Source organism: Streptomyces sp. JJ38, assembly GCF_019303475.1.
Classification (GTDB): Bacteria; Actinomycetota; Actinomycetes; order Streptomycetales; family Streptomycetaceae; genus Streptomyces.
The window spans coordinates 56,171-76,061 of the sequence record NZ_JABLSI010000033.1 but is presented as its reverse complement, the minus strand read 5'-3'; the positions used below and the strand labels follow the sequence as shown (position 1 = coordinate 76,061).

At 74.7% G+C, this 19,891-nt stretch carries 16 protein-coding genes, 1 pseudogene and 1 riboswitch; of the genes and pseudogenes, 13 read left to right on the top strand and 4 right to left on the bottom strand.

The features are described 5' to 3' along the window. Together HPT28_RS18385 and HPT28_RS18380 are read right to left on the bottom strand one after the other, a co-directional pair. Positions 1 to 198 (bottom strand): annotated as a pseudogene (locus HPT28_RS18385) (S8 family peptidase); the annotation flags it as partial. Between the two features lie 390 nt (positions 199 to 588). Then, the gene (locus tag HPT28_RS18380) at positions 589 to 1,521 is read right to left on the bottom strand and encodes a Ppx/GppA phosphatase family protein (RefSeq protein ID WP_219092216.1); all 933 of its coding nucleotides are present in this window, start codon (positions 1,519 to 1,521) and stop codon (positions 589 to 591) included. Between the two features lie 138 nt (positions 1,522 to 1,659). On the opposite strand from HPT28_RS18380, the gene HPT28_RS18375 reads away from it, so the two are divergent. From HPT28_RS18375 to HPT28_RS18365, 3 genes are all read left to right on the top strand, one after another. After that, positions 1,660 to 2,412: a hypothetical protein gene (locus HPT28_RS18375; protein ID WP_257578877.1), complete on the top strand. Its 753-nt coding sequence runs from the start codon at positions 1,660 to 1,662 to the stop codon at positions 2,410 to 2,412. A gap of 608 nt (positions 2,413 to 3,020) precedes the next feature. Beyond that, positions 3,021 to 3,231: riboswitch (cyclic di-AMP (ydaO/yuaA leader) on the top strand. A 4-nt stretch (positions 3,232 to 3,235) separates the two neighbouring features. After that, the gene (locus HPT28_RS18370) at positions 3,236 to 3,970 is read left to right on the top strand and encodes a LysM peptidoglycan-binding domain-containing protein (protein ID WP_219092214.1); all 735 of its coding nucleotides are present in this window, start codon (positions 3,236 to 3,238) and stop codon (positions 3,968 to 3,970) included. A 106-nt stretch (positions 3,971 to 4,076) separates the two neighbouring features. Beyond that, the gene (locus HPT28_RS18365; RefSeq protein ID WP_219092213.1) at positions 4,077 to 5,594 is read left to right on the top strand and encodes a CYTH and CHAD domain-containing protein; all 1,518 of its coding nucleotides are present in this window, start codon (positions 4,077 to 4,079) and stop codon (positions 5,592 to 5,594) included. Positions 5,595 to 5,618: 24 nt separating this feature from the next. Here the strand turns inward: HPT28_RS18365 and HPT28_RS18360 are convergent, their stop codons facing one another. Continuing rightward, positions 5,619 to 7,487, bottom strand: a complete 1,869-nt coding sequence (locus tag HPT28_RS18360) for a sigma-70 family RNA polymerase sigma factor (RefSeq protein ID WP_257578858.1) — start codon at positions 7,485 to 7,487, stop codon at positions 5,619 to 5,621. A gap of 167 nt (positions 7,488 to 7,654) precedes the next feature. On the opposite strand from HPT28_RS18360, the gene radA reads away from it, so the two are divergent. From radA to HPT28_RS18340, 4 genes are all read left to right on the top strand, one after another. Then, a complete protein-coding gene (gene radA, locus HPT28_RS18355; protein ID WP_219092212.1) occupies positions 7,655 to 9,043 on the top strand; it encodes a DNA repair protein RadA in 1,389 nt (462 codons plus the stop codon). A gap of 137 nt (positions 9,044 to 9,180) precedes the next feature. Then, on the top strand, positions 9,181 to 10,239 hold the full coding sequence (gene disA / locus HPT28_RS18350) for a DNA integrity scanning diadenylate cyclase DisA (RefSeq protein WP_257578876.1): 1,059 nt from the start codon (positions 9,181 to 9,183) through the stop codon (positions 10,237 to 10,239). A 3-nt stretch (positions 10,240 to 10,242) separates the two neighbouring features. After that, positions 10,243 to 10,857, top strand: coding sequence for an alpha/beta hydrolase (locus HPT28_RS18345; RefSeq protein WP_219092210.1), 615 nt, complete (start codon positions 10,243 to 10,245; stop codon positions 10,855 to 10,857). A 158-nt stretch (positions 10,858 to 11,015) separates the two neighbouring features. After that, positions 11,016 to 11,882: an AraC family transcriptional regulator gene (locus HPT28_RS18340; protein WP_219092209.1), complete on the top strand. Its 867-nt coding sequence runs from the start codon at positions 11,016 to 11,018 to the stop codon at positions 11,880 to 11,882. 10 nt (positions 11,883 to 11,892) lie between these two features. On the opposite strand, the gene HPT28_RS18335 is transcribed toward HPT28_RS18340, so the two are convergent. Beyond that, a complete protein-coding gene (locus tag HPT28_RS18335; protein WP_219092208.1) occupies positions 11,893 to 12,717 on the bottom strand; it encodes a hypothetical protein in 825 nt (274 codons plus the stop codon). Between the two features lie 191 nt (positions 12,718 to 12,908). On the opposite strand from HPT28_RS18335, the gene HPT28_RS18330 reads away from it, so the two are divergent. The 6 genes from HPT28_RS18330 (at position 12,909) to HPT28_RS18305 (ending at position 19,864) form a co-directional block, all read left to right on the top strand. After that, the gene (locus tag HPT28_RS18330; protein ID WP_219092207.1) at positions 12,909 to 13,805 is read left to right on the top strand and encodes an A/G-specific adenine glycosylase; all 897 of its coding nucleotides are present in this window, start codon (positions 12,909 to 12,911) and stop codon (positions 13,803 to 13,805) included. 223 nt (positions 13,806 to 14,028) lie between these two features. After that, the gene (locus HPT28_RS18325; protein WP_219092222.1) at positions 14,029 to 14,577 is read left to right on the top strand and encodes a SigE family RNA polymerase sigma factor; all 549 of its coding nucleotides are present in this window, start codon (positions 14,029 to 14,031) and stop codon (positions 14,575 to 14,577) included. Then, positions 14,532 to 15,287 carry a hypothetical protein gene (locus tag HPT28_RS18320; RefSeq protein ID WP_219092206.1) on the top strand — a complete coding sequence of 252 codons (756 nt, stop codon included), beginning with the start codon at positions 14,532 to 14,534 and terminating at the stop codon, positions 15,285 to 15,287. Before HPT28_RS18325 ends, HPT28_RS18320 begins: the two co-directional genes overlap by 46 nt. 8 nt (positions 15,288 to 15,295) lie before the next feature. Then, entirely contained in the window at positions 15,296 to 16,015 is a 720-nt protein-coding gene (cseB, locus tag HPT28_RS18315; RefSeq protein ID WP_219092205.1) for a two-component system response regulator CseB, read from the top strand. 9 nt (positions 16,016 to 16,024) lie between these two features. Then, positions 16,025 to 17,272, top strand: a complete 1,248-nt coding sequence (locus HPT28_RS18310) for a HAMP domain-containing sensor histidine kinase (RefSeq protein WP_219092204.1) — start codon at positions 16,025 to 16,027, stop codon at positions 17,270 to 17,272. A 45-nt stretch (positions 17,273 to 17,317) separates the two neighbouring features. Then, entirely contained in the window at positions 17,318 to 19,864 is a 2,547-nt protein-coding gene (locus tag HPT28_RS18305; RefSeq protein ID WP_308119349.1) for an NACHT domain-containing protein, read from the top strand. Positions 19,865 to 19,891 lie beyond the last annotated feature (27 nt).

The window sequence follows — 19,891 nt, the reverse complement described above, 5'->3', positions numbered from 1 at the left end:
GGCGTCCGGCGCACCCGCCTTGAGGGTGACGATGTACTGGTCCTTGATCGCACCAGGGGCACCGGCGCCCATGATGACGCCCGTGGGTTCGTCGGCCGCGATCGCGGGGTAGGCGACACCGACACTCAGGGCGACGGCGGTCGCGGAGGTAACCGCAACCGCTGACCATCTGCGCTTGGGGGAACGCATGACTGTCATGAAAGGTCCTGTCCGTTCGAGGATGTAACGGGCCTGTCGACGCGGACATGTCATCCACGCAGCGCCGACCCTCCACCGCCGAACAGGCGTCAGGCAAGGGGTTCACATGAGTTTTTCCTCGCGGACACATGGCAAGAGCGCACACCGACGACCGCATCGCGAGGTCCCCGATCCGATTTCCGGAGATCTGTCACCGCAGGTCATGCGGCGATCAAGTCCCCTCTGCGCGAGGGGAGTTGACGCGCGTAGTGGGCCGTGCACGATCTTGAAGATTTTTTTCACCCCGAGCGGCCTCGAGGTGGCGCCGCGTCAGCCGGAGCGGCGCGCCACGCACCCCGCGCGGCCGCGCGCGGCGGCCCGGCGGAGGGCACGCGGCGGCCCGGCCGGCGGTCACACCGTGCGCAGCAGGTCCAGCCGGCGCAGGATCACGCCTTCGCGCAGCGCCCAGGGACAGATCTCCAGTGTCTCCACCCCGAAGAGGTCCATCGCCCCCTCGGCGACGAGCGCCCCGGCCAGGAGCTGGCGGGCCCGGCCCTCCGAGACCCCGGGCAGCTCGGCGCGCCGCTCGGCCGTCATCGTGGCGAGCCGCGGCACCCACTCCTCCAGCGACTTGCGGCTCAGCTCCCGCTGAACGTACAGCCCCTCGCCCGAGCGGGCCGCACCACCGAGGCGGGCGAGCTGCCGGAACGTCTTCGACGTCGCCACGACATGGTCGGGGGCGCCCAGGCGGCTGAAGGTGCCCACAACGCGGGCGATCTCGGCCCGGACGTGACGGCGCAGCGCCCGGACGTCGTCCGGGTCCGGCGGGTCCCCCGGCAGCCAGGACGCGGTGAGCCGGCCGGCGCCCAGCGGCAGGGAGACGGCGGCGTCCGCCTCCTCGTCGAAGCCGCAGGCGATCTCCAGCGAGCCGCCACCGATGTCGAGGACCAGCAGCCGCCCCGAGGACCAGCCGAACCAACGGCGCACCGCGAGGAAGGTCAGCCGCGCCTCGTCCGGACCGGAGAGGACCCGCAGCCGGACGCCGGTCTCCTCCGCGACCCGCCCCAGCACGTCGCCGTCGTTCGAGGCCTCCCGCACGGCGGAGGTCGCGAACGGCAGGAGATCCTCGACCCCCATGTCCTCGGCGACCTCCAGCGCCTCCTTGACCGTGCCGACCAGCCGCTCCACGCCCTGCGGGGTGATGGCCCCGTCCTCGTCGAGCAGTTCGGCGAGCTTCAGCTCCGCCTTGTGCGAGTAGGCGGGCAGCGGACGGGCACCCCCGTGCGCGTCCACCACCAGGAGGTGAACGGTATTCGAACCCACATCGAGGACACCGAGTCTCATGAGGAAGAACGCTAACGCGCCGGACCCGGTGGTCGCGCGCGGTGCCCGTACGCTGGAGTCGTGAGCAAGACGAACGCGAAGAAGTCGGGCAAAAGCCGGAAGGCCGGCGGGAACATCGGCGGCGAGCAGCGTCGGGCCATGGGCGAGGAGGTCGACCTCGACCACGCGCGGGCCTGGGTGGAGTTCCCCGACCCGGCCGACGAGGAACAGGTCTTCCGCTGCGACCTGACCTGGCTCACCTCCCGCTGGAGCTGCATCTTCGGCAACGGCTGCCAGGGCATCCGGGCGGGGCGGGCCAGCGACGGCTGCTGCACGCTCGGCGCACACTTCTCCGACGAGGACGACGAGCGCCGCGTCACCGAGCACGTCGAGCGGCTGACGCCGGAGGTGTGGCAGTTCCACGACGAGGGCACACGCTCGGGCTGGATCGAGGTCGACGAGGACGGCGAGCGCAAGACCCGCCGCTACGGAGGGGCCTGCATCTTCAACAACCGCCCCGAGTTCCCCGGCGGGGGAGGCTGCGCCCTGCACCTGCTCGCGCTGCGCGAGGGGCGGGAGCCACTGGAGACCAAGCCGGACGTCTGCTGGCAGCTCCCGATCCGCCGGGGCTTCCAGTGGGTGGAGCTGCCGGACGGCGAGCAGAAGCTCCAGATCTCGATCGGCGAGTACGACCGGCGCGGCTGGGGGGCGGGCGGCCACGACCTGCACTGGTGGTGCACCGGAGCGCCGGCGGCCCACCAGGGCGCGGACCCCGTCTACATCTCCTACCGGGCCGAGCTGACCGAGCTGATGGGCAAGGACGCGTACGACCGGCTGGTGGAGCTGTGCGAGACCCGGCTCGCCGCCCAGCTCCCCCTCGCCCCCCACCCCGCGGACCCGCCCCGCCCCTGACCGCCGCCGGACCTCGCGCCACCCCGCTGCGGCGCTGCGCGAGCCCGCCCCCCGGGCCGCCGCCCGGGCACCGGCGAAGCACCGAGCGGCAGGGGGAGGCGGCGACAGGCGCCACACCCGGGGGGGCGCGCCGCGCGAAGCCGCCCGGCCGGAGCGGGCTCGCCGAACCGGCGAGCCCCCGCCGCCCTTCACGCTCCACCCCGACAGGCCATTCACCCCAAAAACCCTTAATGCCCGAATTAAGGTCGCCGCCCCGCAGAGGTGGACACGTGAATTCAAATGTCGGATTTGCCAGACTATGTGAATCGGCATGGCGAGCGTCACACAGAAAGTCGACCACCAGACGCAACCACGTGGCGACCGTCATACCCCCTTGGCAACTCCGCCGAAAAACAGCCCCCTTACGCATCGACTCCCACTTCCCCTCTCACGCACGGAAAAGGCACAGACGCGTTCTGTTGCGGAATTCCTCATGATCGTCGGTTGGGTGCCAAATGTCGGTATCCCTGCTGCTTGTCCCCGGCGAAATCCCTGTGTTTATGTGTGTCCGCTCCCGACCCACCTGGGGGGAGTCCCGACCCGGACGCCGAATCCTGCCGCCCGGGCCATGGGGTAAAGCACCACGTCACCGCGGCAGGAGCGGGGGAACCAGGTAAGCCGCCGGACACGGGTTCCGTGACCGGCTTGGGGTGAAGCCATGCCCCTCGAAGCGCCGTGCCGCATACGGCGCCAGCGGGCCCCGAGGGGCTTTCGAGGGAAATGGCCGGGCAACTCTCGCCCGAATCCGACAGCTCACCTCGCAGGCGTAGGAGAGGACACCCCTATGTCTCGTGGCCGTCACCGCCGCGCCCGTATCGCTCTCAACACCCGCAGCATTTCCCGGCTTTCCCTCGCCCTGACGATCGGCACCGCGGGCTTCGCCATGCCGCTGGTCGCCGCCGGCAGCGCACAGGCCGCCCCCACCTCCGTGGTGGAGAAGCCCGCCGCCGCGCCGCAGGCCAAGGCCGAGGCCGAGAGCCACACCGTCGTGTCCGGCGACACCCTGCACGGCATCGCCACCGACCACGAGGTCGAGGGCGGCTGGGAGGCCCTGTACGAGGAGAACGAGGAGACGGTCGGCACCGACCCGAACCTGATCCTCCCCGGCCAGGAGCTGACCATCCCGCAGGCCGACGCGCGCGGCACCGAGGACCGGGCCGACCGCTCCGCCGAGCGCGCCGTCGCCGCCAAGACCTACACGAACAACCTGGACGGCTGGATCCGCGAGGCCCTGGACATCATGGCCGAGCGCGGCATCCCGGGTACCTACGAGGGCATCCACCGCAACATCATGCGGGAGTCCAGCGGCAACCCGAACGCCATCAACAACTGGGACATCAACGCCCAGCGCGGCACGCCGTCCATCGGGCTGCTCCAGGTCATCAAGCCGACCTTCGACGCCTACCACGTCGCGGGCACCCCGCACGACCAGTACGACCCGGTCGCGAACATCGTCGCCGCCTGCAACTACGCGGCCGACCGCTACGGTTCGATCGACAACGTCAACGGCCCGTACTGAGCCGACCGACGCGCACGCACGCTGCCGGCCACCGCACCCGCGGTGGCCGGCAGCGGCCGTTTCCGGCCCCGTTGCCCGGCCACGGCACCGGGCGTAGCGTCCAGACATGGTGGACGCCGTGCGCGAGACGGAACGCAAGTACGAGGCCGCCGACGACATCGAGCCGCCCGACGTACGGGTGCGCGGGGTGGACTCCGTCGTCGACGCGGGGCGGCAGCGGCTCGACGCCGTGTACTACGACACCGCCGACGGACGACTGGCCGCCTCCGGGGTCACCCTGCGCCGCCGGACGGGCGGGTCGCACGACGGCTGGCACCTCAAGTTGCCGGTGGGGCCCGACGTCCGCGAGGAGATCCGGGCGCCGCTGGCCGCGGAGGTGCCTCGGGAGCTGATCGCGCTCGTGCGGTCCCGGGTGCGGGAAGCGCCGCTCGTGCCGGTGATGGAGCTGGTCTCCGAGCGCCGGGCCCGCGGCCTGCGCGACGCCGAGGGCAGGCCGCTCGCCGAGGTGTCGGTGGACCGCGTCCGGGCACGACGCCCAGCCGGGGCCGCCGGTCGCCCCGCGCGGTGGACCGAGGTCGAGGCGGAGCTGGCGGCGGACGGGCGGCCGAAGTTGCTGGACCGGATCGAGAAGCGGCTGCTGGCCGCCGGGCTGCGGCGGGCCCGGGCGACCTCCAAGCTGGAGCGGGCCCTCGCGGAGACGGCCCCGGAGGAAGGACCCCCCGGGAGCGCCCCCGAGCCTGCGGGACCGGCGCCGGGGACGGCCGGGGCGTGCGTGCTCGACTACGTCCGGGAGCAGGTCGAGGCCCTGATCGCGCTGGACCCGGCGGTGCGCCGCGACGTGCCCGACTCGGTACACCGGATGCGGGTGGCCACCCGGCGCCTGCGGAGCTGCTTCCGCTCGGCCTCCGCCGTCCTCGACCGCGCCGTCACCGACCCGCTGGGCGAGGAGCTGCGCCGGCTCGCCGCCGGGCTCGCCCAGGACCGTGACCGGGAGGTGCTGGCGGCGCGGCTCTCCGAGCGGCTCGCCGAGCTGCCGCCCGCGCTGCGGCTCGGCCCGGTCGCCGACCGCCTGCGGGCGGAGGACCGGGCACGACAGGGCGGCTCGCGGTCCCGGGTGATCGACGTCCTCGACGACCCGCGCCACCTCATCCTGCTGCGCGAGCTCGAGGAGCTGCTGGCCGACCCGCCGTTGCGGCCAGCCGCGGAGCGCCCCGCGCCGGAGGTCCTCGCCCGCGTCCTGCGCCGGGACGTCGGGCGGCTGGACGCCCGCGTCGGCCGGGCCCTGCGGTTCCCGCCGGGCGACGAGCGCGACCGGACGCTGCACGAGGCCCGCAAGGCCGCCAAACGGGCCCGCTACGCGGCCGAGGCGGCCCGTCCCGCGCTGGGCAAACGGGCCAAGCGCGCCACCCGGGCCCTGACGTCCGTGCAGACGCTGCTCGGCGAGCACCAGGACAGCGTCGTGGCCCGGCGGGCCCTGCGCGAGCTGGCCCTGCGGGCGCACGCGGCCGGTGAACCCTCCTTCACCTACGGCCTCCTCCACGCACGGGAGGCCGCCCTCGCCGAGGGGTACGAGCGGGAGCTGCCGCGGCTGTGGCGCTCGGTGCACGGGCGGCTGCCGGGCTGATCCCGGTCCCGCACCGCCCCGGGCTCAGCTCGGGGGCGAGGAGGGTTCCGTCGAGGGTTCGCCGCTCGGGTCGCCGGAGGGCGGGGGGTCGCTCGGCTCGGGGTCCCGCGGCGGCTCGGAGGGCCCCGGGTCGGGGGCCGCGCCCTCCCCCTCGACGGTGACGACGGCATCGACGGGGGCGATGTGGATGCGGGCCGACCAGGTGCCGGCAGGCTCGGCGTCCCGGTCGACGGTCACCCTCACCGTGGCCGACTCACCCGGTCGCAAGGTCCCCGAGGTGTGGCTGAGCCGCAGCCAGGCGGCGTCGGTGGAGGCGGACCAGGAGACGGGGGAGCCGCCCGAGTTCCGCAGCGTGATCACCGTGGCCCCGTCCGCGGTGCCGGCCTCCACGGTGAGGCGGGAGGGCGCCGGGGCCGTCGTCGCACCGCCGTCCGGCCCCTGGGACGGGGACGGCTCGGAGGACGGGCCGCTCGGGTCGCCGGGGCGGTCGGCGGCGTCCTCTCCGGGGTGGTCGCCCCGCTCGTCGGACGTCACGGTGACGGCGGGACGCCCGTCGCCGGAGCGGCCACCCGGGCCGACGTCGCCGTGGGAGTGCTCCCCGTCCGGCGGGTAGCCGCGCGCGCCGTCCTCGTCCTCGGCCTCGACCGCCGTCACGGTGGCCTCCTCGCGGGCCTCGCCGGTCAGCGGGGCACCGCGGTAGGCGGCCCACACCGCGAGCACGGGCGCGGCGATGACGGTCGCGACGACGGTGGTCGTGACGGCCCGGCTGCGCAGCTTCTCGCGGCGTGCGGTGCGGTCGCGGTCGGCGAGTGGGAAGCCGCGGCGGTCGAAGCGGGGCGCGTGCAGCAGGCGGGCCCGCTGGGCGAGCAGCAGCGCGGCGTGGACGGCGGGACGCGGGGCCACCAGCAGTGGCAGGCTGCCGGTGCCGGTGGGTGCGGTGCCGGGCCAGGGCCCGCCGGCGGCGAGGCGTTCGGCGCTGTGGCGGCAGCCGGGGCACTCGTCGACGTGCCGGACGAGCTCCCGGCACAGGGCGGTGCTCAGGCGCAGCTCGCCCTGGCGGCTGTCGGCCGCGATCGCGGCGACGGTCGGGCAGCCGCCGGTGGCGACGACGGCGAGCGCGGCCCGGGTGCGTTCGACCTCGCAGGCCCCGCTGGACAGCAGTTCCCGGGTGACGGCGGTGGGGCGGGCGAGCACGGCGGCCACCTCGTGGACCGGCAGCCGGTGCCGGACCGCCAGCTCCAGCGCCTCACGCTGCTCGGGTGCCGTGCCGGCGGCCTCCGGCCAGGCGAGCGCTCCCAGTTCGCGACGCCGGCGCTCGGCGGCCCGGGGTGAGAGCGGCTCGGCGGGCACGGCGTGGGCGTGGGCGTTGAGCCGACGCAGACAGGACCAGCGGGCGAGGGCGTAGAGCCAGGGCCGGTGCTGGGCGGGATCGGTGGGCGCGCGGTCGCGCAGCCGCTGGCGTTCGGCGACGGCGAGGGCCTCGCCGAGGGCGGCGGTGGCGGTGTCGTGCTCGCACATCACGGACAGGCAGTAGGTGAACAGCCCGTCCAGGTAGGCGTCGAAGTGCGCGGGCGGCCTGGGCCCCCGGCGCTCCCCGGATGCCCCGGGCTCCCCGCGTTTCCCGGACTTCCCGCGGTCCCTGGACGTGCCCCGCTCGCCGGGCCTTTCGGCCCCCTCGGCGGACGGGTCGGCAAAACGTTCGGCCGTACGCATCGGCATGGGCTCTCCCGTGCCCTCCCCGGCGCGTTTCCGCGCGGCCCGCTGCTCCCGCTGGGGGACGACGCGGTGGGCGCCCGTGCCGGGCCGCCCGGCGTGCCGGCCGGACGACGCGGCACGCCGGGCGCGCGGCGCGCTGCCGGTGTCGGGGTGCTGCTCGCGCCTGCTCGTCATCATCCGGCGACGGTAGGCGGCGCGCGGGGGCGCATTCCGCCCGCGCACCCGGGATTCGCCCGGACGAGTGACGATCTCACTCGAACGAGAACGGCCTCACCCACCAGGGCCCCTCGCGTGTGGGACGCCTGGCCGGTCGGGCTGTCGGAACGCGCCGCTACGGTGAGCGCATGGCTGCCCGCAAGTCCTCCGCGAAGGACCGCCCCACCTACCGCTGCTCCGACTGCGGCTGGACGACGCCCAAGTGGCTCGGCCGCTGCCACGAGTGCCACGCGTGGAACACGATCGAGGAGACGGGCGCGGGCAGCGGCGGCGTCCGGACGACGGCGCCGGGGCGGGTGACGTCGCCGGCGCTGCCCATCGGCCGGGTGGACGCCCGACAGGCGGCGGCCCGCTCCACCGGCGTGCCCGAGCTGGACCGGGTGCTGGGCGGCGGCCTGGTGCCGGGTGCGGTGGTGTTGCTCGCGGGCGAGCCCGGCGTCGGCAAGTCCACGTTGCTGCTGGACGTGGCGGCGAAGGCGGCCTCGGAGGGCCGGCCCACGCTCTACGTCACCGGCGAGGAGTCCGCGGGCCAGGTGCGCATGCGGGCGGACCGCATCGGCGCGCTCGACGACCACCTCTACCTGGCCGCCGAGACGGACCTCTCCGCCGTGCTCGGCCACCTCGACGACGTGGGGCCCGGTCTGCTCGTCCTGGACTCGGTGCAGACGGTGGCCTCGCCGGAGATCGACGGCGCGCCCGGCGGCGTCGCCCAGGTGCGGGAGGTGGCCGGGGCGCTGATCCGGGCGTCGAAGGAGCGCGGCATGGCCACGCTGCTCGTCGGCCACGTGACGAAGGACGGCGCGATCGCCGGGCCCCGGCTGCTGGAGCACCTGGTCGACGTCGTCCTGCACTTCGAGGGGGACCGGCACGCCCGGCTGCGGCTCGTGCGCGGGGTGAAGAACCGGTACGGGGCGACGGACGAGGTGGGCTGCTTCGAGCTGCACGACGAGGGGATCACCGGGCTGGCGGACCCGTCCGGCCTCTTCCTCACCCGACGCGACGAGCCCGTTCCCGGCACCTGCCTCACCGTGACGCTGGAGGGCCGCCGTCCGCTCGTCGCGGAGGTGCAGGCCCTCACCGTCGACTCGCAGATCCCCTCCCCGCGCCGTACGACGTCCGGCCTGGAGAACTCCCGGGTGTCGATGATGCTGGCCGTACTGGAGCAGCGGGGCCGCATCAACGCGCTGGGCAAGCGCGACATCTACAGCGCCACGGTCGGCGGAGTGCGGCTGTCCGAGCCCGCGGCCGACCTGGCGGTGGCCCTCGCGCTGGCCAGTGCCGCGATCGACACGCCGCTGCCGAAGAACCTGGTGGCCGTCGGGGAGGTCGGGCTCGCCGGGGAGGTGCGGCGCGTCACGGGCGTGCAGCGGCGGCTGTCCGAGGCCGCGCGGCTCGGCTTCACGCACGCCCTCGTTCCCTCGGACCCGGGCAAGGTGCCCTCCGGCATGCGGGTTCTGGAGGTCGCGGACATAGGAGAGGCACTGCGGGCACTGCCCCCACGACGCTCGGGAGCCTGACGAGCGGGGCCGCCGGTAGACTTTCCCCTGGTCTCGACCGCACGTACGCACGACCCGACGAAGGAACCGCCGGAACCAGGCACGACCGAAGGAGCGCCGTGGCACCCATCGACCGGGCCGGAGCGGCCGACAAGCTGTTGCGCGCCTCGCTGAGCGCGGTCGCGCCCGGCACCGCCCTGCGCGACGGCCTGGAGCGCGTCCTGCGCGGGAACACCGGCGGGCTCATCGTCCTCGGCATGGACAAGAAGGTCGAACCCCTGTGCAGCGGCGGCTTCGTGCTCGACGTCGAGTTCAGCGCGACCCGGCTGCGTGAGCTGTGCAAGCTCGACGGCGCGCTCGTGCTGGACAAGGACATCACCAAGATCGTGCGGGCCGGGGTGCAGCTCGTGCCGGACGCCTCGATCCCGACGGAGGAGACGGGCACCCGGCACCGCACCGCCCAGCGCGTGTCCATCCAGACGGGCTTCCCCGTGGTCTCCGTCAGCCAGTCCATGCGGCTGATCGCGCTCTATGTGGGCGGTCAGCGCCGCGTCCTGGAGGACTCCGCGGCCATCCTGTCCCGGGCCAACCAGGCGCTGGCCACCCTGGAGCGGTACAAGCTGCGGCTCGACGAGGTGGCGGGCACGCTCTCCGCTCTGGAGATCGAGGACCTGGTGACGGTCCGCGACGTCTCCGCCGTCGCCCAGCGGCTGGAGATGGTGCGCCGGATCGCCACGGAGATCGCCGAGTACGTCGTGGAGCTCGGCACGGACGGGCGGCTGTTGTCCCTCCAGCTCGACGAGCTGATCGCGGGCGTCGAGCCCGAGCGGGAGCTCGTCGCGCGGGACTACGTGCCCGAGCCCTCCGGCAAGCGCGCCCGCACCGTGGAGGGGGCGCTGACCGAACTGGACCGGCTCACCCACTCCGAGCTGCTGGAGCTGCCCACCGTGGCCCGCGCTCTGGGCTACAGCGGCGCCCCGGAGACGCTCGACTCCGCCGTCTCCCCGCGCGGCTTCCGCCTCCTGGCCAAGGTCCCGCGGCTGCCGGGCGCCGTCATCGAGCGGCTCGTCGAGCACTTCGGCGGGCTGCAGAAGCTGCTGGCCGCGAGCGTGGACGACCTCCAGACGGTCGAAGGCGTCGGCGAGGCCCGGGCCCGCTCCGTCCGCGAGGGCCTCTCGCGCCTGGCCGAGTCCTCCATCCTCGAGCGGTACGTCTGAGCGGTGGCCGAGCCGAACACCGCCGGCCCCGCCTTCCTGCTCCTGCACGGCTGGCAGCACCACCGGCCCGAGGGCCACTGGCTGCGCCGACTGGCGGACGAGCTGGCGACCCTGGGCCACGACGTCGCCTTCCCGCAGCTCCCCGACCCGGACACGCCCGACCCGGGCACGTGGCTCGCCGAGCTCGACCGGCAGCTCGCCGCGGGGAAGGGCCGCGAGCGGATCGTCGTCTGCCACAGCCTCGGCTGCCTGCTGTGGCTGCACGCCGCCGCCCGACGCCCCGGGACGGCCCTGGCCGACCGGGTCCTCCTCGTCGCCCCGCCCGCCTCCGAGGTGGCCCTCGGCCACCCGGAGATCGCGGCCTTCGCCCACCCGCCGGTGACGGCGGACGCCGTGGCCGCCGCGGCCCCGCTGGGCACCCGCCTCGTGGGCTCCGACGACGACCCGTACTGCCCCGGCGGCGCCGCCGCCGTCTTCGGCGAGCCGCTCGGCATCGACACCGACACGCTGCCCGGCCAGGCCCACCTGGACCTCGACGCCGGCTACGGCCCGTGGCCCGACGCCCTGCGGTGGTGCCTGGACCCCACGGTCCGCGTCGGGCCCCGTCCCGCCTCCTGACCGTCAGCGACGGGACGACCAGACCGACCGGACCGGACGGACCGGACGGACCGGACGGCACCAGCCGCGTCCCGCACCCGACCGGGCCGGGCACAGGATGTCGGGTCCGACACCCCGCGCCCCTTCTAGCGTGGTCGGCGCAAGGGAAGGAGATCGACGTGCTGGAGCGGCTGAACGAGGCGCTGGAATACATCGAGTCGCGCCTCGGTGAGCGGGTCGACGCGGCGGAGGCCGCCCGGATCGCGCTGACGTCGGAGTACCACTTCCGGCGGCTGTTCTCGGCGCTCGCGGGGATGCCGCTGTCGGAGTACGTGCGCCGCAGGCGGCTCACCGTCGCGGGCGCCGAGGTGCTCGCCGGCGAGCGGACGCTGCTGGAGATCGCGGTGCGCTACGGCTACGGCTCGGGCGAGGCGTTCGCGCGGGCGTTCCGGGCCGTGCACGGCGTGGGCCCCGGTGAGGCCCGGCGGACCGGGGCGGCGCTGGCCGCCCAGCCACGCATGTCCTTCCGTCTCGTCGTCGAAGGGAGTGGCAGTATGCGCTATCGGATCGTGGAGAAGGACGCGTTCCGGGTCGTGGGCAGGAGGGCGCGGGTCCCCCTCGTGCACGCGGGGCCGAATCCGGCCATCGGTGCCTTCATCCGCAGCATCGGTCCGGAGACGCTGCGCGGGCTCGCCGCACTGTCCGACCAGGAGCCGGCCGGGATCGTGGGCGTCAGCGACGGCCTGGACCCGACGCGCGCTGAGGGAACCGAACTCGACTACTACCACGGCGTGGTGACGGGGGCTTCGGCCCCCGAGGACTGCGAGACGCTCGCCGTCCCGGCCGGTGCGTGGGCCGTCTTCGAGAGCTCCGGGCCGTTCCCGCAGGCGCTGCAACACCTGTGGCGGGACGTGTTCACCCAGTGGTTCCCGTCCAACCCGTACCAGAGCCGCCCGGGGCCGGAGATCCTGCGCACGCAGCTGTCCCCGGACGCGGCACGGGCGGACGCCGAGCTGTGGATCCCCGTCGAACGGGCGGCGGAGTGAGACCGCGGGCTCAGTCCTTGGCGAGGACGAAGGAGGTCTGGGCGGTGCCCAGGCCGGGTGCCTTCACCTCGGCGAGGTAGGTGCCGGGGGCGGCGGCGTCGCGGGAGCTCTTCGGGCAGTCGGGGGCGCTCCCGCGGCGGTCCCACTCGATGGTGTGGCCGGCCTTGTCACGGGCCGGGACGCGCAGTTGGGCGGTGTCGCCGTCCTCGGCGCAGTGGTCCGAGGACCAGACCGTCTCGTCCTCGTCGCCCGCGAGCGTGATCGTGACCACGGCCTGCCCGGGGCCGACGGCGACGCGGCAGTCGGAGCCGCCGGAGTTGTCCACGGTGAGGCGCAGCCGGGGGCGCTCGCCGGGGGCGTAGGTGTTCTCGACGGCGACGAGGCTGAGCCGCACCTGGCCCGAGGTACAGGCCGGGAGACCGGCGGTGCCGCCGTTCCCGCCGCCCGAGGCGCCGCCGCCCGGCTCGTCGTCGCCGTTCTTGGCGCCGTCACCGCCGGCGTCCCCCTCGTCGGACCCCCCGCCCGAGCCGCCGCCCGCATCGCCGTCGGAGCCCGAACTCCCCTCACCGGAGCCGCCGTCGGCCTCGTCCCGGCCGCCGGGGCGGGTGTCGTCCCGGGACTCCGTACTGCTCGGGCCCGGCGTGATGGAGCTGGCGGCGCGCTCGTCGTCCCGCCCGGTGTTCGCCTGGCCCCGGGTCTCGCCGTCGCCGTCACCCAGGTTGAACATCCACACGAGCAGCAGGAGAAGGAGCGCGACCACGGACGCCGCGACGGCCCTCCGTCGCCAGTAGATGGAGGAGGGGAGCGGCCCGACCGGATTGCGCAGTGATCCCACGCCGGAAACCTTACGAGACATCAGCCGTCCGCCGGGCCGCACCCGCCGCCCAGCACGTCAACTTTTCGTATCAAAGGTGGCCGGGCGCCCGTGTGCGCGCTCCCCCGCATGCCGCAACACGTTGCGCGGGTGGCGGCAACGCCGCGCGGCGTTTCCGGCACCGGGCCCGGCATGCCAGGATCGTGGGTGCCATGACTGCTACCACCGACCACTCCGCGACCGTGTTGCACGGTCCCGTCATCGACTGGTTCGACGCCCACGCCCGGGATCTGCCCTGGCGGCGTCCGGAGGCGGGGGCCTGGGGGGTGATGGTCAGCGAGTTCATGCTCCAGCAGACCCCCGTCAACCGCGTGCTGCCCGTCTACGAGCAGTGGGTGGAGCGCTGGCCCCGCCCGGCCGACCTGGCGAGGGAGTCGCCGGGCGAGGCGGTGCGGGCCTGGGGGCGCCTGGGCTACCCGCGCCGGGCGCTGCGGCTGCACGGGGCCGCGTCGGCCATAGCGGAACGGCACGGCGGCGACGTCCCGTCCGAGCACGCGCAGCTCCTCGCGCTGCCCGGGGTGGGCGAGTACACGGCCGCCGCCGTGGCCTCCTTCGCGTACGGACGGCGGCACGCGGTGCTCGACACCAACGTGCGCCGCGTCTTCGCCCGCGCCATCAACGGCTCCCAGTACCCGCCGGGCGCGACGACGGCCGCCGAGCGGAAGCTGGCCCGGGAGGTGCTGCCGGAGCGCGAGGACGTGGCCGCGCGCTGGGCGGCGGCGACGATGGAGCTGGGCGCGCTCGTGTGCACCGCGCGCTCCCCGCGCTGCGAGCGGTGCCCGATCGCCGGGAACTGCGCGTGGCGGCTGGCCGGTTCCCCGCCCCACGAGGGGCCGCCGCGCCGCGGGCAGAGCTACGCGGGGACGGACCGCCAGGTGCGCGGCAAGCTGCTCGCCGTCCTGCGGGAGGCGCCGGGCGCGGTGCCGCAGGCGGCGCTGGACGCCGTGTGGGACGACGCCGTGCAGCGGGCCAGGGCCCTGGACGGGCTGGTGGCCGACGGCCTGGTCGAGCCCCTGCCCGGCCCGGCCTACCGGCTGCCGCGCGGGTGACCGACGGGGCCGCCGACGGGTGACCGAGGGGCGGCGCCGGGGCCCGCTCCGGCGCTGTTACACAACCGATGGGTGCCCGTGTGGCGGCCGTGCGGTCGTCAGCGGGGTGCCGCAACACCGTCTCCCTACCTTCGTGGCAGATCGGGGAATCCGATCGGCGAGTCGGCCACGAGGAGGCGACCCAGTGACGCTGCCCCCCGAGGAGACCTGCGAGTCCCCCGAGATCTCCGAGGCCCCCGAGGTCCCCGAGTCCTTCGAGGCCTACGTGCGGTCCCGGCAGGAAGCGCTGCTGCGCAGCGCCCGCCGGCTGGTGCCCGATCCGGTGGACGCCCAGGACCTCCTGCAGACGGCCCTGGTGCGGACTCTGGGAAAATGGGACGGGATCGAGGACAAGTCGCTCGCCGACGCCTATCTCCGCCGTGTGATGATCAACACCCGGACGGAGTGGTGGCGGGCCCGACGCCTGCAGGAGGTGCCCACGGACGCGCTGCCCGAGGTGGCCAGTGACGAGGACCGGTTCGGACAGCATGCCGACCGCGCGCTGCTGATGGACATCCTGTCGGTGCTGGCGCCCAAGCAGCGCAGCGTCGTGGTCCTGCGGCACTGGGAGCAGATGAGCACGGAGGAGACGGCCGAGGCGCTCGGGATGTCCACGGGGACGGTGAAGAGCACGCTGCACCGGGCACTGGCCCGGCTGCGGGCGGAGCTGGAGAGCAGGGAGCAGGAGTGGCAGCGGGTTCGGGAGCCGCGCCCCGCGGTCTGCGCGGCCTGAGGGCGCCGGCCGCGTGGGTCGTCGTCACCCTGTTGCCGCTCGCCTTCGTCCTGAGCGGCTGCGCGGCCGGTGACGGGGTGCGGATCGAGGAGTCGGCCACGGCGCGGGAGGGCACGGAGGCGAAGGCCAGCCCGCTGCCCGCGGTGACGCCCAGGCCGGACGAGGCCGAGCCCGACGAGCCCTCACCGTCCGCGCCGGACGCCACGCGGGACGGGGAGACGCCGACCGCCGGGGCACCCGTATCCCCGCCCGGGGCGCGGGGCGAGGTGGAGATCGTCTCGCTGCTGCGGGCGGACCCGAAGGTGAGCTACGACGTCAAGGCGGGGCTGGCTCCCTGCGTGGAGGACGCCTGGCCCATCCAGGTCACGTCCGCGGACCTGACCGACGGGGAGGCCGAGGACCTCGTCGTGAACGTCTCGGCCTGCGCCGACGGCAAGGGCGTGGGGGCGTACGTCTACCGGCAGGGGCGGGCAGGCGAGTGGGTCAACGTGTTCGCCGACGAGGAGCCGACCGTCTTCGCGGAGCCGGCGAAGAGGGCACTGCTCGTCCACACCCAGGTCTATCTGGACGTCGATCCGATGTGCTGCCCCTCCGGGGAGGACATCGCCACCTACGAGTGGCGCAAGGACGGCTTCGCCGAGCGGGACCGCACCTACAAGGAGTACCCGAGGGCCACCGAGAGCGGCGGCGACACGGGCGGAGAGGGCTGAGCGAGACGGTGGCCGAGACACACGTGCTGTTCGTCGAGGACGACGACGTCATCCGCGAGGCGCTGCAACTGACGCTGGAGCGGGACGGCTTCGCGGTGACGGCGGTGCCCGACGGGCTGGCCGGGCTGGAGGCGTTCCGCACCAGGCGGCCGGACATCGCCCTGCTCGACGTCATGGTGCCGGGGCTGGACGGGGTGAGCCTGTGCCGCCGCATCCGCGACGAGTCCACCGTGCCGGTGATCATGCTGTCGGCCCGGGCCGACTCCATCGACGTCGTGCTCGGTCTGGAGGCGGGCGCCGACGACTACGTCACCAAGCCGTTCGACGGCGCCGTGCTGGTCGCCCGCATCCGCGCGGTGCTGCGCCGCTTCCAGCACTCCCGGGCCGGCGTCGGCGCCGCCGAGCCGCCCGCCGAGCCCGCGGACGCGGCCGGGCCGGCGGACGGGATACTGCGCTTCGGCGACCTGGAGGTCGACACCGACGGCATGGAGGTCCGCCGGGACGGCGCGCCCGTGCCGCTGACCCCCACCGAGATGCGGCTGCTGCTGGAGTTCTCCACCGCGCCGGGCACCGTGCTGTCCCGGGACCGGCTGCTGGAGCGGGTGTGGGACTACGGCTGGGGCGGTGACACCCGCGTCGTCGACGTCCACGTGCAGCGACTGCGGGCGAAGATCGGCCAGGCCCGCATCGAGACCGTGCGCGGCTTCGGCTACAAGCTGAGGAGCTGACGGGCGGCCGTGCGTGCGTTCCGGGCCGGACTGCGATGGAAGCTGAGCGGCGCCATCGCCGCCGTCAGCGCGCTCGTGGCCCTGCTGCTCAGCCTCATCGTCCACAACGCCGCCCGGGTCACGATGATCAGCAACAGCCGGGACGTGCAGGACGAACGGCTGCGCTCGGCGGAACGGATCTACGAGCTCAACGAGCGGCTGGCGCTCGGCGCCCAGCTCAACGACCCGGAACTGCCCGAACCGCTGCGGCTCGCCGTCGAGGAGGGCGAGCGGGCCACGTACGTGAGCGACAACGGCGACGACGCCCCCGACGTGTGGGCGGCCACCGAGCTGCCCGGCGGCGGCGTCCTCTCGCTGCACTCCCGCTTCACCGACCGCTACTCGGTCCTGGCCGACCTCGACCGCACGCTGGTCGTGGGCGCCGGGACCGTCGTCGTCGGCAGCACGGCGCTGGGCGTGCTCGTCGGGGGTCAGCTCTCACGGCGGCTGCGGAAGGCGGCCACCGCGGCGGGACGGGTCGCGGCCGGAGACGCGGAGGTGCGGGTGCGGGACGCCATCGGCGGCCGGGGCCAGGACGAGGCCGACGACCTGGCCCGGGCCATCGACGCCATGGCCGACGCCCTCCAGGCCCGGCTCGACGCCGAACGCCGCGTCACCGCCGACATCGCCCACGAGCTCCGCACCCCCGTGACCGGCCTGGTCACCGCGGCCGAGCTGCTGCCGCCCGGACGGCCCTCCGAGCTGGTGCGCGACCGGGCCCAGGTCCTGCGCACGCTGGTGGAGGACATCCTGGAGGTGGCCCGGCTGGACGGCGCGGCGGAACGCGCCGAGCTCCAGGAGATCGCGCTCGGGGAGTTCGTCGGCCGCCGGGTGCGGGCGCTCGACCCCCAGGCCGTGGTCGAGGTCCTCGGGGACGCGGTCGTCACCACGGACCCGCGACGGCTCGAACGCATCCTGGGCAACCTGCTGGCCAACGCCGGGCGCCACGGCGCGCCGCCCATCGAGGTCACCGTCGACGGGCGCCGGGTGCGGGTCCGCGACCACGGCCCCGGCTTCCCCGCCGAGCTGCTGGTGGAGGGGCCGAGCCGGTTCCGCACCGGCTCCACCGACCGGGCCGGGCAGGGGCACGGCCTCGGGCTCACCATCGCCGTCGGCCAGGCCCGGGTGCTGGGCGCCCGGTTGACGTTCCGCAACGCCGAACCCGGCGCCGCCGCCACCCTGCACCTGCCCGCCAACGCCCCCGTGGGCGGCGGCTGATGCGGCTACCCTGAGTTGGACTGGCCTAAGGCTCAAGGGGGTTGGGTGGAACCGACGACACTCGGCATGCGGGTCGCCGCCGGTGCCGTCACACCGCTCGTGCGGAAGCTGCTGGTGCGGCGCGGCCCGGGCGCGGGGCTCGTGGACAAGCCCGTCCGCGTCGGCGGCTGGCTCTCCTTCCGCGGCGAGAAGCGCACCCTCGAACCCGGGGACCTGGCCCGGCTGGCCGAGGAGGTCGTCGCCCGGTACGCGAAGGCCGCGGGCCCGCACGACGCGCCCCCGGCCGAAGTGCGGCGAGAGGTCGCCGACGCCCTCGCCCGCGCCCTGGGCCGCCTCGGCGAGCTGGACATGGACGACGTCCAGGCCGTCCGGCTCGGTCCCGGGGCGCTGGCCACCCGCGTCGGCCGCCCGGAGGACCTCTCCGCCGAGGCCGACGCCCTGTTCGCGCCGCTCCTGCACACCGTGTGCCTGCACGTGCTGAACTTCTTCACCCAGAACTCCACCTTCGTCGCCCGCACCGCCGTCGAGCAGTCCGCCCAGCTCGAACGGATCGCCTCGACGCTGGAGCTGCTCGCCGAACGCGTCCCCGACCGCACCGCCGGCGACGCGCGCTTCGAGGAGGAGTACGCCGCCCACGTCGCCCGCCGGCACAGCGAGCTGACGATCTACGGCCTCGACCTCCACCACACCCGTGAATGGCCCCTGGACACCGCCTACATCTCCCTGGAGGCCGAGGCGGGCGGCGCCCCGCTCCCGGCCGAGCGCGCCCTGCACGGCACGGACCGGGTGCTGCTGCGCGGCGCCGCCGGGTCGGGCAAGACCACGCTCCTGCAGTGGCTCGCCGTCACCACGGCCCGGCAGGACGGCGAACGGCTCGCCCGCCTCCCCCACCTCGTCGGCCGGGTGCCCTTCGTCCTGCCCCTGCGCCGCGTCCTGCGGGACGGCCAGCCGCCCACCCCGGACCGCTTCCTGCACGCGGCCGGCAGCGGCCTCGCCGGGGAACAGCCCGACGGCTGGGCGATCCGGGTGCTGCGGGCAGGCCGGGGCCTGCTCCTCGTCGACGGCATCGACGAGATCCCCGAGACCGAGCGCGGCGCCACCCGGCGCTGGCTGCGCGAGCTGATGGCCGACTTCCCGGGCAACCTGTGGCTCGTCACCTCCCGCCCGTCGGCCGTGGAGAGCGACTGGCTGGCCCGCGAGGGCTTCGCCGAGCTGGCCCTCTCCCCCATGGGCCGCGCCGATGTCGCGGCCTTCGTCCAGCGCTGGCACGAGGCCGTCGAGGCTCCGCCCGAGCTGGCCGACGCCCTGCTGGGCCTCGTCCGCACCACCTCCGACCTCGCCCGGCTCGCCTCCAATCCGCTGATGTGCGGCCTGCTGTGCGCCCTGCACCGGGAGCGCCACGGCTTCCTGCCGCACAGCCGCAAGGACCTCTACGAAGCCGCGCTGTCCATGCTGCTGGAGCGACGCGACGTCGAACGAGCCATCCGGGACGACGCGCTCAGGCTGTCCAAGGACTCCTCCGTCGTCCTGCTCCAGAAGCTGGCCCACTGGATGCTGCGCAACGGCCGCGCCGAGATGGACCGCGCCGACGTCGTCGCCCAGCTGGAGCGCACCCTCCCGCAGATGGCTCACATCACGGCCGCCCCTGAGCAGGTCTACCGCCACCTGCGGGACCGCTCCGGGCTGCTGCGCGAGCCCGCCGCCGACCGCGTCGACTTCGTCCACCGCACCTTCCAGGACTACCTGGCGGCCAAGGCGGCCGTGGAGGAGGGCGACTTCCCGCTGCTGCTCGACAACGCGGACAAGACGCAGTGGGAGGACGTCCTGCGCATGGCTGTCGCCCACGCCCGCCCCGCCGAACGCGCCCGGCTGCTGCGGGGGCTGCTCAGCGGGCGCCTGCGGACCGCGCCAGAGGTTTCCCTGTACCGGGTTATGGTCGCGGCCACCTGCCTCCAGGAGGCGACCGAGCTGGACCCGACCGTGCGTCAGAAGGTGGAGCGACACCTGCGGGGGCTCGTCCCCCCGTCCAACCGCAGCATCGCCACGGGGATGGCCCACATCGGCGGCAGGCTCCTGCTCGGCCTGCTACCGGGGCCGGAGGGCCTGGACGACGAGACCGCGCTCAACGTCGTCGTCACGGCGTCGAGCATCCACGAGGACGCGGCGCTCCCCGTGCTCGCCCGCTACCGCCATCACCCTTCCCTTGGCGTGCGGCGGCAGCTCGCCTGGGCGTGGCACCGGTACGCCACCGAGCAATACGCCGAGGAGATCATCAGACACCTCGCCGAGGAGGACCTCTACTTCACCGCGCCGAGCGCCGAACATCTACGGGCCCTGCGGGATTTGGGCGGACGTTCACGCATCCACATCCCCGGGGGCTGCGAGCCCGACGAGCTGGCCGCCCTCGTCCCTCCCGAGCGCCTGACGCACCTGTGGCTGGCCGGGGGCCTGCCCTCGGGGCCACTCACCTGGTTGGAGGGCTTCCCGCGGGTACGCACGCTCGTCCTGCCGGAGCGGCCGCCCGAGGCGGTCCAGCGAGCCCTTCCATCCGGCCTCAAGGTCAAGGTCGCGTACGACGGGACGACGCCGTAGGAGTGTTCCCCGGCGCCGCCCCGCTCA

Coding starts and splice junctions, on each gene's coding strand:
- HPT28_RS18380 (WP_219092216.1), bottom strand. CDS start 1,521: ATGAGACTCGGTGTCCTCGATGTGGGTTCGAATACCGTTCACCTCCTG.
- HPT28_RS18375 (WP_257578877.1), top strand. CDS start 1,660: ATGGGCGAGGAGGTCGACCTCGACCACGCGCGGGCCTGGGTGGAGTTC.
- HPT28_RS18370 (WP_219092214.1), top strand. CDS start 3,236: ATGTCTCGTGGCCGTCACCGCCGCGCCCGTATCGCTCTCAACACCCGC.
- HPT28_RS18365 (WP_219092213.1), top strand. CDS start 4,077: ATGGTGGACGCCGTGCGCGAGACGGAACGCAAGTACGAGGCCGCCGAC.
- HPT28_RS18360 (WP_257578858.1), bottom strand. CDS start 7,487: ATGATGACGAGCAGGCGCGAGCAGCACCCCGACACCGGCAGCGCGCCG.
- radA (WP_219092212.1), top strand. CDS start 7,655: ATGGCTGCCCGCAAGTCCTCCGCGAAGGACCGCCCCACCTACCGCTGC.
- HPT28_RS18330 (WP_219092207.1), top strand. CDS start 12,909: ATGACTGCTACCACCGACCACTCCGCGACCGTGTTGCACGGTCCCGTC.